This window comes from Vibrio salinus, assembly GCF_021272385.1.
Taxonomy (GTDB): Bacteria; Pseudomonadota; Gammaproteobacteria; order Enterobacterales; family Vibrionaceae; genus Vibrio; species Vibrio salinus.
This window is the reverse complement of sequence record NZ_JAJSDZ010000010.1, coordinates 1189734-1202444: the sequence shown is the minus strand read 5'-3', so window position 1 is coordinate 1202444 and position 12711 is coordinate 1189734. Positions and strand designations below refer to the sequence as shown.

Below are 12711 nucleotides of genomic sequence, written 5' to 3'. Positions count from 1 at the left end.
TTAGGGCTTATTCATGCAGAATAATAGGCAGGGTTTTCTTATCGGACAGTCTCAGATAAGTTCCGGTTGCCGTTTTATCTTTAAAGCGAAGCTGAATTAACGCCGTGGTTATCCAATTCCGTTTCTGATTATCATATTTTCTTTCAACCCATTTCAGAATCTGAGGATGGGATGGGTCACGGCCGTTTTCTACCAATTCAATCGGCGTTTGGTATTTATCGTACCAGTAATGCCATCTGGTGTATCTCGCCTTAATAAAAGTGACAGGATAACGGTTTGCGATTTTGCCTGACCAAACCGGGAAAGCGCTGTGGAAAGCGGGCATTTGATATGGGGTTGTGGACAAATACTGTTTTCCGGCATCACTTAAATAGGGTGAAAATTCTTTCAACGTTAATGTGTTGGTGAAAGAACCAATTTCATCCAGTGCTCGCATGGCGTGGTTCGAGCATCGTCCGTGAGTGATTTCAAGACTCTGTTGAGATAGTGAGAAATTGGTTTCCGAATCCAATGTAAGATAAGGGGGCTTTTTCAAATCATCATAACAAGACTGATACATCTGATAAACGTCGTAATCGGTGAAATCGCCATTGATTTCTTCCTTGTCATTTCTGACCGGCGGATCTTGCAGATAAGGTTCGATTTTTTTCAGGTTAACTGCGCGTAACTTATCTTCCAGTTGCTTGAGCTTATCCGGAGTAAAAAAGTCCGGTAATGTCAGCATTTGCCCCGAATATTTATCAAAATGCAAGGTGTAAGAAAAACCTTCACAGTATGCCCCACAGCCTTCACCATCGATGGTAATAGATAGAAAATTCGTAAATTCTTTGGAACCGACGCTGTAGATAGACGTCCAGGGTGATTCATTTCTGTTGAATGGCGAGGTGGAGGGCTTTAAAAAATCGCGCCGTTTCACAGGTTTTTCGAAGATCATGAATTGTAACATCGTGTTTATTTTCGCTGCACTTCGCGGGTATTTTTTTGAAGAAACAAAAGGGAAAAAGGCATCTGACCTTTTAGGCAGTTGCAGGATCTCAACATGAAAATCGTGCGTGATTTCTTGTTTTGGTTGTTGGGCTGACGTGGGCAAAGAGCATGCCCACAGGCTTAAAAAGAGTATGAAAATACGAAATATCGACATCAAAACATTATCCTTATTATCTTATCCGCTTGATTACCGTTTCGGGGGGATGACTTCGGTGGTATACGTTGGCATTGGGGCGATGCCGCCCGGCATGCCACGGCATAATCCGGTATCTGAGATATTCGCCAGCAAGAATTTTTCACCATTATAAACCCAGCTTTTGAAGCTCCAACAATCTCCGACACCACGGCCTTTCATTTGCATATAAAGACTGCCATTGTCATAGACGTTCACATCTCCGATAACCTGATGCACGGTATAGGGCGGGGTCGGGCTCAGCACAAAGGCAACGCTGGCGGCATTGTAGGCCGCCATCCAGCACATACGAACTGCCAGTGCATGAGTATCATCCAACCGGGCGTATTCAATCGGTTCTCCATTATTCGGGAAATCACAATATTCATCAAACATCGGCTGTGTTGCCTTGAGTAATGTTTTATAGAGTGGATTTTGAGTATCGATCAACTGCGTTTCCTTATCTTGTACCGGGGATTGGTGAATCACAGGTTTTGATTTTTCGGGAAACACTTTTTCCAGGGAACGATTTCCTTTGGAAACCATTGCAGATGATGTTTTGACCCGCCCCTGCATTTCATCCATTTTCAGGAAAACTGCGGTCATACCGCGATCTGAGATCCGCCATAAAGACTGATTGAGAGTGATCACTATGTTGGCGTTGGACTTTGCGACTTTCAGCAATCCGTTGATCTGTGTTTTTGTCAGTGTGCCTTTTGGGCCCAATTTACCGAAGGAGTGCCCGTTGATGCTGAGCTGAGCTTGTTTAACGGCTTCTTCACTGTATTCAGAAATAAATCGCCCTGTAACCTGTGCCGCTGCGCCCGCGTTTCGGACCAGAAAAATGGCGCCGGGTTCAAAGTTTTCCTGTGACCCTTCTTTAGCATAGCCCGCCGCCCGGCATGTCCCGGTGTTATCACAGGCCAGATACCAGTCTTTATGTTGAAAAGTTTGCTTTTGCGTATTTGGTTCGCCTGCATAAACCGTAAAAGCTGGGAACAGGTTCAGAGAAAGCATGAAAAGCGTAGCGAATCGTTTCATAAGTCACTCATATCATTGTTAATGAGAAGCATAGTAATCAGGATGAGTGACAGATTCAAATGCGAAATGTTTTACTGTGTTTGTTTTGATTGGACCTGCGTGGTTGTGTGATAACTTGCGCTACTGCGAGGCTTTTATTTAAATTCTGAGCTATTTTTCTGTCAATTGAATCTTCTTAACGGTCTTTAAGATGCCGTTAAATATCTTATCTCTTACGCTCTCGTTGATATCAGCTGGTAGCGAGTTTCCAACAGAATCAATCACAGCCGTTGTCGTTGATTCAAACTCATCAAGCAATACGCGAACCTTTTCTCGCCTTATGTTCGGGACGTTCATAGTGTGAAAGGTATCTTCGAAATGGCGCGGTTGAAGTTGGTGCCACTTCCATTTTCGCCCACTAGTGCCACGTAAGCTCATTGCCATCTTGATCTTACGCTCACTTAAACCACGACCACCTGTTAGCGGATGTGCCGAGATAATGTCATACAATGGTGCAAGCTGATAGCGACCAGATGCGGCTATACTTACTGAGAAATTCTTTCCATGTCCGTCAATGGCTGCCAGTAGCCAAAACAATATCTGAGAACGTGCAAAAGTAACGGTATCGTTGGTTTCGTATGAGTATCGCAAAATATCAACCGCATCTTTTATACCGATACCACCGTCGCTTTCATATTTTCTAGCCGATGGAATCCCTTTTGCTTGGCAAAAATCCTCATGAGGCAAGCGCAAGTAGTAGCCATTTTCAACAGACAATTTTCTATCAAATCGCTCAACAGACAAGGCACGAACATCACCAGCCCGAATAATGCCACAGTTTGCCGTCTTAATACCGAACGCCTCTGCTAGTCTCATACAAATCAACTCATTATCGACACTAGCAGACAAATCAATAACATTGCTCTGAGAAACAATTTCACCGATCGGCAGCTTGATAATATGTGTAGTTGGGGTCATTCTCTGTGGCAGCATCCATCTTCCATCGTGGTATAGTAGGGCTGTCTTTTCCTGCGCACCCGCTATCGAGATCCTAAAGTCATCTTCCTCTTTCAGCATCCCCAGAGGGGCGTCTTCCATGTACCCCTTTAGGATTCGAACTAATTGTTCTTCGGATAACGCTTTAGCGGTGATAGAGCGATGATCGTCTACATCAAATCCTTCTGGAACTAGCGTGATGGCACCTACAGCATCTCGACCCACCTTAGCTAGTAGGTCGAATGGCTGTTTAGTCTCTGCTTTATAGCGAGCCGCTATTCTATCTCGTATCTGCTGATTATCTGGCAGCAAGTTATCAAAGAAGTTAATAACCTCACTGCCAGTATATGCATTTTTCCTGAGAGGCATAGAAAGCGAGATAGGGCGACCATTTGGTGCTGAAATCCAGTCTGAATCGTAAGTGAAAACATGTGCGCCGTTTGTGCGCTTTTCAAGTACTCCAACTTTTACGCCATTCATGTAAGCGTGAAGTCGATTCACCATTCGTCAACAACCCCTTTCGTTTCCGTAATGTTCGTGCCTTTTGGCACAATATGCATTTCTAGCCCATTGATAGATAGGAGCTTGAATAGGGTCTCTATTGTGGATTTTTCAGGGTTGTTTTCAAAACTAGATACCGTTGCTTGTCGCAGACCAAGATCTGTTTGCTTTAACCCGTTTCCCTTTCGGGCTTCGCGTAGCGCATTGCCAATGGCTGTCGGAGTGTTAACTAGCATTATGATACTCTTAGTTTTAGATGGAGATAGTAGGTATTATATACGCCAAACAGTATATAATGCAAATATACTCTATGGGGTATATTGAGTGTATATACTGTTTGGCGTATATAAACAAAAGAGAGGCAAAAATAGGTCCAGACAAATCTCATCCAAGAGTTTCTGGCTAGAGCCTCTACTGGTGATAAAAGAAATGCCTCCAGTTTGGACGCATTTCTTACCGTGTAATCGCGGTTAATTTCCTTTGTTCCTCGATTGTTCGTACCTGTTCCAGGTTCGTACAGCGATGTGCCCGCTAAATTGGGTAGAACCTGCCAACAAATAGTCCTTTTCTTCAAACATGGGTTTGAAAGCGAGCCTTAACGTTTTCTCAGCCGCAGGAAAATAGTAATCGCTGATGTTAGCCATTCTCCGGTTCATACACCCAGGGCGTGCGCCCCTGCGCATCCGGCAGGCGGGCATAGCTGCCAAACAGAATGATTTTGTAAATCTTAAACCCTTGCTTGCCTTTAGATGCAGCAGCGGCCTCATCCACGGCATCGCGGATCAGCGACGCGACCGAGTGAATTTGCTGTTGGTTGGATTCAGGAAGATGGCCAAGGCTTTGATTCATAAGTTCGGGTTTTCAGTCTGTATGAGCAAGGAGTTGAAAAGGATACCGTAGATGTGGGTAAAAGGGGAAGGTGAATGCACACCGATGAAATGCAACAAAAATTTCTCCTGAGTATTAGTGAAAGTGATACAGATTGGGTATGATGGTTAAGTCATATTGAACTAAGCTCACAAAAGTGGCCGTTTAGGGCTTTTGATCGCTGAACAACTAAAAAATAAAACTGACAACGTAAGGATCAGGGATGAGGCAGTATCAGACCCAAATTACACAATATTTTCGTCAATCGTTGATTGACGCTGATCGGTTATGTCCGGATGATAAAGACATTTTGCCGGTGCTGGGGCCGGATAAACAACAAGATCCCAAAGCAACTTATCTTGCTTTACATGATTCAGTCTGGCAACAGGGAGCAATTGATCCAAATCTGGCAGTTCAAATCATTAATGCCCGGCAAAAAAAGGGCAAGAAACCGATTCAGCAATTGGAAATTGTTATTTTCCCCCGGGTGGACCATTTAAGGTTTCAGGGTGGTTCTCAAGATAAACGCAAGCGAACGGTTCTAATGCCATTGGTAGTTTTTGCCAACTTAGATCGAAATGGCGTATTACGACCGACCAATAAAGCACCGTGGATTCCCCGGGTATGGATTGGCCCGACTCAGAGTGCGACCCAGCCATTCACGGAAATGCCATTACTCGATGAGTTTTTCACGCAGCACCCATTTGAAGGGATTGAAAACTGGTCTCAACTGACATCTTATTGTTCAAGATTATTATGTCATGCCACAGGTACATCATACCGCGAAGCCGATCAAGCGATGCCGGGAACTTGGCTTGACGAAATCGCCATAGATGAAGCGTATGAGATGAGCAATCAATGTCTCTTGCAGCTGGATACACCAGTGGTTGGAGCCAGTTTCAATTTACTCAAAGTCTTAAATTTCATTTTAGATAATAAAACCTTCCCGAATTTGTATCGTGCTTATAATCAACGAAAAAATGCCAGGTTGACGCCGTTTTCAGACCAGCAATATGCACCAAAATTGGCAAAACGTCATGTGGGGCAGATGTCTGGCGAATTCCCGCTCTCTGCCAAACAGCGAAATGCACTGCACTATTTTATTGAACAAAAAGAGGGAGAGATTCTGGCAGTGAATGGGCCGCCGGGAACAGGAAAAACGACGTTAATCCGATCTGTAGTGGCAAATCTATGGACACAAGCCGCGCTGGATGAAAAAGAACCGCCATTCATTGTTGCAACCTCGAATAACAATCAGGCGGTGACTAATATACTTGAAAGCTTTGGCCGAATTGATGAGACCGGATTAGAGGAATCCCTGAAAGGTCGATGGCTCCCTGAGCTGGACAGTTATGGTTTGTATTTTTGTGCTTCCGGTAAAGCAAATCATAGTAATCCATATCGTTATTCAGGGCCAAAGGGTGAGGGATGTATGCAGGTATGGCAGACGCAGGAGTTTGTCACGCAGGCAAGTGAATACTTCTTGAGTCAATGTTCCCGCTGGTATGGCAAACCATGTACCGATATTGATCAAGCACTGCAATGTCTCCATCGTGAGATGAAAGCGATTGAACATAAAATGAAGCAAGGCTTTGAGTTGTTAGCTCAATGGCAGCAGGCTCTGGGTGTGATCAAGCAGATGTATGGGTCTGAAAGCGATTTAACTGAGCAGCTCAATGTGCTTGCAGAGCAGATTAGAGAGAAGACGCAGCAGTATAACAAAGAACAATCCCTTTTGGATGCGGTTTACGCGCTTTGGGAGTCTCGACCCTGGTGGATGAATTTATTGATGTGGTTTCCTCCGGTACGAGACAAGGCCTGGCGGAAAACGCGCCGCTTATTAAATCAGTCGGGAAGACGGCTAAAGGATAAATCCGATCAAGCGGTTGAAGCCTCAATTCAAGGCAATCTGGATGACATTGATAAAAAAATTAAGTATCTGAAGAAGACGCATTTGAGCGCAGAACAATGCCTGCAAGAATTCAGGCAATATCAGGAAAAGCTGACCCAATGGCTACAGCCTATTGAATCACTCAAACTGAGTAGCCAATCATTTTCTGATCAAGTGGCAGAAGTCAATGACCGTTATTTCCGTTTTCACCTTTTCAAACTGGCAACACACTATTTTGAAGCACGCTGGCTGAAAGAAACCAAGTTGTTTGTCGAATCCCATGATGAAGATAAGAAGTCGCCGGTGAAGATGAGGCGCAAACTTCATCGTTATGCCAAATTAACGCCTTGTTTTGTCTCTACGTTTTACATGGTGCCGGGGACTTTTATGGCAGGTGAGTTCAAAGACAATGTGTGGATGGATTTACCATTACTGGAAGAAATTGATTTATTGATTGTTGATGAAGCCGGACAGGCATTACCCGATGTTTCCGCAACTGCTTTTGCGCTGGCGAAAAAAGCGTTGATTGTCGGGGATACGGATCAGATTCAACCTGTATGGAGCATTCCAGCCAGTGTTGACCGGTCTAATCTGGCTTTGTTTGATTTACTGGGTGATGAACAAGATTATGAATCATGGTTAGACAGTGGTTTGCTCGCCAGTAGTGGCAATGTGATGCGTCTGTCACAGCGTCAGTGTCGTTTTCATCAGTTTGAACAGCTGCCACGGGGGCTTTACCTGACCGAACATCGCCGGTGTTTAAATTCCATTATTGATTACTGCAACGATTTGATTTATCAGGGTGTCCTTGAACCGTTAAGAGGTAAAGCATCCCATGTCGTGCCTTGGGGAACCATGGCATTTCAGCCCGTTCGTTCAGCATCTCGTTCCTATGGTTGCAGCCGGGGAAACCCGGGGGAAGCGACCGCGATTGCTCAATGGTTGCTGTCTCAGTATTCGGTGATCCTGAATTATGCCCGGGAGCACAATGAAAAATACCGGCAGTTGAGTGATGCTGAAGTCCTCTCCAAAACGGTTGGAATTGTGACGCCGTTCAGTCAGCAGGCGAAGTTAATCCGGGCTGAATTAGGGAAAGCTGGTATCAAAGGACTGACAGTAGGAACGGTGCATAGCCTACAGGGAGACGAACGGCTGATCGTTCTGTTCTCCAGCGTTTATGGAGAGAACGATAAAGACAGCGGTAAATTTTACGATATGGGGCCCAATATGCTCAATGTGGCTGTCTCGCGCGCCAAAGATGCATTCATTGTGTTTGGTGATCCTGATGTATTTGGGGTTACCGTCCCGGGTTCTCCGTCAGGAATACTCAGGCAGCGTCTTGAGCTATTGAAAACCGGGCAACCGGAAGTGACGCCAGAACCAGCATTTTAGCATCGCTTACAAACCGGGACAGGTTTATGACCTGTTCCGGCAGTTTTTCTGCTGAATTTACGCTAGAATCCCTTTCCAATATACGACTGAACGAACTCAGAGACTTTTCATGACGCACAACTTTTCCCAAACAGCGGCCTTTATCTGGTCGGTGGCTGACCTGCTTCGCGGTGATTTCAAACAATCTCAGTACGGGCGGATTATCCTGCCTTTTACGCTGTTACGGCGGTTGGAGTGTGTACTGGAATCGACCAAAGACGCGGTGGTGGCAGAATTTCAGCGAATTCAGCCGATGGCACTGCCGGAAGAAGCGCAGGAAAAATTTCTGCTGCGTGCGACTCAAAGCATAGATAATGACAAAGGGCTGGCATTTTTTAATACCTCGGCCATGAACCTCAGCACGATGGGGCTGAGTGGCATCAAAGCCAACCTGGAAAATTACGTGCAAAGTTTTTCAAAAGATGCGCGGGAAATTTTTGAGCATTTTAAGTTTGATGAATTTGTCGGCCAGCTGGAAGATGCCAACCTGCTGTATAAAGTGGTGCAACGCTTTGCCACCACTGACCTCAGCCCGCAAGTGATTTCCAACCATGAAATGGGGCTGATTTTTGAAGAGTTAATCCGCCGCTTTGCGGAAAGCTCCAATGAAACCGCCGGGGAACACTTTACCCCGCGTGATATCGTTCGTCTCACCACGTCACTGGTGTTTATGGAAGACGATCAGGCGCTGAGTCAGGACGGCATTATCCGTACCATTTATGACCCGACGGCGGGCACTGGCGGTTTTCTCTCCTCCGGGATGGAATATGTGCTGGAGCTGAACCCACAGGCGGTGATGCGGGCGTTCGGGCAGGAACTCAATCCGGAATCTTACGCCATCTGTAAAGCGGATATGCTGATTAAAGGGCAGGATGTCAGCCGGATTAAACTGGGCAACACACTGTCAAATGACCAGCTGATGACGGATCGTTTCGACTATATGCTGTCCAATCCCCCGTTTGGCGTCGACTGGAAAAAGATCGAAAAAGAAGTCAAAGACGAACATAAGGACAAAGGGTTTGATGGCCGTTTCGGGCCGGGATTGCCGCGGGTGTCGGATGGTTCACTGCTGTTTCTGCTGCATCTGATCAGCAAAATGCGCGACACCAACATCGGGAACGGTCAAGTGAAAGATGGCGGGCGGATTGGCATTATCCTCAATGGTTCACCGCTGTTTACCGGTGGGGCTGGCAGCGGTGAAAGTGAAATCCGCCGCTACATTTTGGAATCCGACCTGCTTGAAGCCATTGTCGCCCTGCCGACCGATATGTTTTACAACACCGGCATTGCCACCTATGTGTGGATTCTGAGCAATAAAAAAGCCCCGGCGCGGAAAGGCAAAGTGCAGTTAATCAATGCAGCCGATCTCGGCAGCAAAATGCGTAAATCCCTCGGTTCGAAACGCAATTACCTTACCGATGAAGATATTCAAACCATCACCCGCAATTACGGGGCTTTTGAAGCCACAGAACGGCAGACGGAAGGTGGCAAACGCTTTGCGGCGAAACTGTTTGACAGCCACGCTTTCGGTTATCGCCGGTTAACCATTGAGCGCCCGCTGCGCCTGTCCGCACAGTTGAGTGATGATGCCGTCGCCTCACTACGGTTTGCGCCCAAGCCTTATCACGCTGTCATGGCGGCGGTGTATCAGCAGTTTGGCAGCAGTTGGACGGCAGACACTTACGGCCAGCTTGCCGCTGTGGAAGCCGACGTCCGTGCGTTGATCAAAGCAGAGTTTCCGGAGCTGAAAGAAAAGCAAATCAAAGAGGTGCTCAGCCCGACACTCTGGCTCAGCCAGCAAACCCTGCTGGCTCATGCCAAAGCCTTGCAGGCAGAGATTGGCACCGCGCAGCACGATGACTTTAACCAGTTTGACGCCATCCTGAAAGCTGCACTGAAAACAACCGGCATCAAGCTGGATGCCAAGCAGAAGAAACAACTGCTGGAGGCGATCACCTGGAAAAATCCACACGCCGAACCGGTGGTGAAAAAAGCACTCAAAGAAACCGCCCAGCCGCTGTATGGCGCATTTGACTATCAGGGTAAGGTGGTGGAGTTCCTGACCGATGGCGACCTGCGGGATAATGAAAATGTGCCGCTCAATCCGGCGGTTCCCACCAGCCAGCTGATTGAAGGTTACTTCCGGCGCGAAGTACAGCCACATGTGCCTGATGCATGGATCAATGCCGATAAACGCGATGACAAAGACGGCGAAATCGGCCTGATTGGTTACGAAATTCCATTCAACCGCCATTTTTATATTTACCAGCCGCCGCGGGATCTGGCGGAGATTGATGCCGATTTAGCGCAGGTGAGTGCGGAGATTATGCAGCTTCTGAGTGAGGTGCATTCGTGATGGCGGAAAGTTATGTGAAAGGATATCAGGAGTATCCGGAATATAAGGACTCTGGGGTTGAGTGGGTAGGGAAAATTCCGGTGATGTGGGAGGTTAAGCCTACATTTGCCATATTTGATCCTTTTTCTAAAAAGAATACTGATGGGCAAGAAACGCACGTTTTATCACTTAGCTATGGAAATATTATTGAGCGGGATGTTGAGACAAATTTTGGGTTATTGCCAGAATCATTTAATACATATCAAATTGTTAAGGCAGGAGACATTATTCTTCGATTAACCGATCTGCAAAATGATAAAAGAAGTCTTCGGGTTGGTTTGGCTAAGCAGAAAGGAATAATTACTTCTGCGTATTTAAAACTTGCTACAAAGTCAGAGATTGAGCCCCGTTTTGCCTATCGCTTACTACATTCTTATGATACGACAAAAGTATTTTATGGGATGGGTGGTGGATTACGTCAGTCGATGAAGTTTGAAGATTTTAGGAGGTTACCTATTTTGTTACCCCCTAAAGTAGAACAAACCCAAATCGCCAATTTCCTCGATCACGAAACTGCCCGAATCGACACCCTGATTGAAAAACAGCAGCAACTGATCCGGCTGCTGAAAGAAAAACGTCAGGCGGTGATCAGCCATGCCGTCACCAAAGGGCTGAACCCGGATGCGCCGATGAAAGATTCTGGAGTGGCATGGTTGGGGGATGTGCCGGCGCATTGGGAGGTTAGTCGATTGAAGCACGTAGCCAATCTTCAGTCTGGTATAGCAAAAGGTGGAAAAGACCTTACCGGGAAGAAATTAATCTCTGTCCCAATGCTGCGAGTTGCGAATGTACAGGATGGTTATTTAAATTTAGACGACGTTCATACGATTCAAATAGAACCTGAGCAGTTAACCCGCTACTCATTAAAAAATGGCGATGTATTAATGAATGAAGGTGGCGATAACGACAAGTTAGGAAGAGGTGCTATTTGGCGGGGGCAGGTGGATTCCTGTATACATCAAAATCATGTATTTGCTATTCGACCATTTAGAATTGAGCCTGAATGGTTGGATATGTTGACGAGAGCAAGTTATGCGAAGTTTTATTTTTTCAGAGTAGCGAAACAGAGTACTAATTTAGCTTCAATTTCAGCTACTAACATAAACGAAACACCAATTCTTATTCCTTCATCTCAGGAACGAAGTGATATTCTTGACTTTCTAGAGAAGAAAATAACTCATTTTGAGTGTTTAGAGCGGAAATGTTTAAAGCAGATAAATTTACTCCAAGAACGCCGCACCGCCCTCATCTCCGCAGCCGTCACCGGCAAAATTGACGTCCGCGGCTGGCGGGCACCGGAGGCGGCGCCCGCTGAAACGATGGCGCAAGCGGCAGAGGAGCAGGCGTGATGACAGGCACCGCACCGCAGGGGCAACTGATTCTGTTTCAGACCGAAGATGGCCGGGTGGCGGTGGCATGCCGGTTTGAAGGGGGTATCATGAGCAAAACGCAACTATCCGGAAATTCCGGAGGGTTCGTCTGGAAGGCAAATGTGTCAATAATCGTATTTAATCAATAAATAAAGAAGAATAAAAAATAATTACAATGAGGTTGGCGAATGGATATCGAATTATGGCGTCGTATTACCGACTATACAGAAGTAAATAAATACCCGGTTTTACCTTGTCCTTTTTGTCACAAGGTTGCATTAAAGCTCGAGGAATCCAGTCTTCAGAACCGGGAGATATCTCAAGAGTCCTTGTTAAGGCTGAATAAAAAATATAAAAATGTGAAGTTGGCGCGGGAAAAACAGGATAACGCAGGGCAGTTGCTCAAAAAAGAGGATATATCCTGGTTGGATCTGATCGTTGCTGCTGGTTTGTTCTATAGCGATTACGTATCTCCGGTGAATGGACAACCTTATTTATTGAATAGCTACTTTCTCTGTTCTGAATGTCACCAACATACCAGCGCAACAGGCGTTTTGATCAGAGCCAAACAAGGGTTTCAGAAGGATCATAAACCTACCGAAGTGATGAAGATTGAACACTTTTCACCGTCTATTCCGATGTTTCCTGTCTCAAAAAATGTACCATCAACGATACGGGATGAGTTGTTCGATGCTTTTAAGCATTTCCATTTTGATCCCCCGTCATCGGCTTCCAAATTACGCCGGGCGATTGAAAAATTTTGTTCAGATATGGGTATGGAAGGAAGCAATTTAAATCGAATGATTCAAAACCTTGCCAAAGTATATCCGGAAGAAGCATCTTATCTGGAACCCCTGAAAATTATTGGCAATGAAGGGACACACGGAAATCAGGTGAGCGAGTTGGATCTGTTATATGCCTTTCAGATGTTTGAATTTGTGCTGGAATTATATGACCGAAAAGCGCGTTTTAACGATCTTCAGCAAGTCTATGACAAATTGGCAGAAAAGTTTGGAGAAAATAAGTTACAGCTTGGATATAAACCTGACGTGAAGCAGGTCGCTGAAGGTAATCGCTAAGA

10 protein-coding genes are annotated in these 12711 nt (G+C 45.8%); 5 read left to right on the top strand and 5 right to left on the bottom strand.

Going from position 1 to position 12711, the window contains the following annotated elements; translation table 11 throughout:
• Window positions 1-7: 7 nt before the first annotated feature.
• The 5 genes from LRQ06_RS19020 to LRQ06_RS19000 form a co-directional block, all read right to left on the bottom strand.
• Window positions 8-1141 (bottom strand): hypothetical protein, encoded by a 1134-nt coding sequence (locus LRQ06_RS19020; protein WP_232768621.1) that lies wholly within the window; start codon window positions 1139-1141, stop codon window positions 8-10.
• Between the two features lie 33 nt (window positions 1142-1174).
• Window positions 1175-2200, bottom strand: coding sequence for a DUF1176 domain-containing protein (locus tag LRQ06_RS19015; protein ID WP_232768620.1), 1026 nt, complete (start codon window positions 2198-2200; stop codon window positions 1175-1177).
• Window positions 2201-2350: 150 nt separating this feature from the next.
• Complete coding sequence (locus LRQ06_RS19010; protein WP_232768619.1) at window positions 2351-3679, bottom strand: type II toxin-antitoxin system HipA family toxin; 1329 nt, start codon at window positions 3677-3679, stop codon at window positions 2351-2353.
• Window positions 3673-3912, bottom strand: coding sequence for a helix-turn-helix domain-containing protein (locus LRQ06_RS19005; RefSeq protein ID WP_232768618.1), 240 nt, complete (start codon window positions 3910-3912; stop codon window positions 3673-3675). Before LRQ06_RS19005 ends, LRQ06_RS19010 begins: the two co-directional genes overlap by 7 nt.
• Before the next feature lie 400 nt (window positions 3913-4312).
• Window positions 4313-4525 carry a nucleotidyltransferase domain-containing protein gene (locus LRQ06_RS19000; protein WP_232768617.1) on the bottom strand — a complete coding sequence of 71 codons (213 nt, stop codon included), beginning with the start codon at window positions 4523-4525 and terminating at the stop codon, window positions 4313-4315.
• A gap of 241 nt (window positions 4526-4766) precedes the next feature.
• Between LRQ06_RS19000 and LRQ06_RS18995 the strand changes: the two genes are divergently transcribed.
• From LRQ06_RS18995 to LRQ06_RS18975, 5 genes are all read left to right on the top strand, one after another.
• Window positions 4767-7826, top strand: a complete 3060-nt coding sequence (locus LRQ06_RS18995) for an AAA domain-containing protein (protein WP_232768616.1) — start codon at window positions 4767-4769, stop codon at window positions 7824-7826.
• 109 nt (window positions 7827-7935) lie between these two features.
• Window positions 7936-10221 carry a type I restriction-modification system subunit M gene (locus LRQ06_RS18990; RefSeq protein ID WP_232768615.1) on the top strand — a complete coding sequence of 762 codons (2286 nt, stop codon included), beginning with the start codon at window positions 7936-7938 and terminating at the stop codon, window positions 10219-10221.
• Window positions 10221-11609, top strand: a complete 1389-nt coding sequence (locus LRQ06_RS18985; protein WP_232768614.1) for a restriction endonuclease subunit S — start codon at window positions 10221-10223, stop codon at window positions 11607-11609. The genes LRQ06_RS18990 and LRQ06_RS18985 overlap by 1 nt, the downstream gene beginning before the upstream one ends.
• A complete protein-coding gene (locus LRQ06_RS18980; protein ID WP_232768613.1) occupies window positions 11609-11779 on the top strand; it encodes a hypothetical protein in 171 nt (56 codons plus the stop codon). Before LRQ06_RS18985 ends, LRQ06_RS18980 begins: the two co-directional genes overlap by 1 nt.
• A gap of 39 nt (window positions 11780-11818) precedes the next feature.
• Window positions 11819-12709, top strand: coding sequence for a DUF4145 domain-containing protein (locus LRQ06_RS18975; protein ID WP_232768612.1), 891 nt, complete (start codon window positions 11819-11821; stop codon window positions 12707-12709).
• The last annotated feature ends 2 nt before the right edge of the window (window positions 12710-12711 follow it).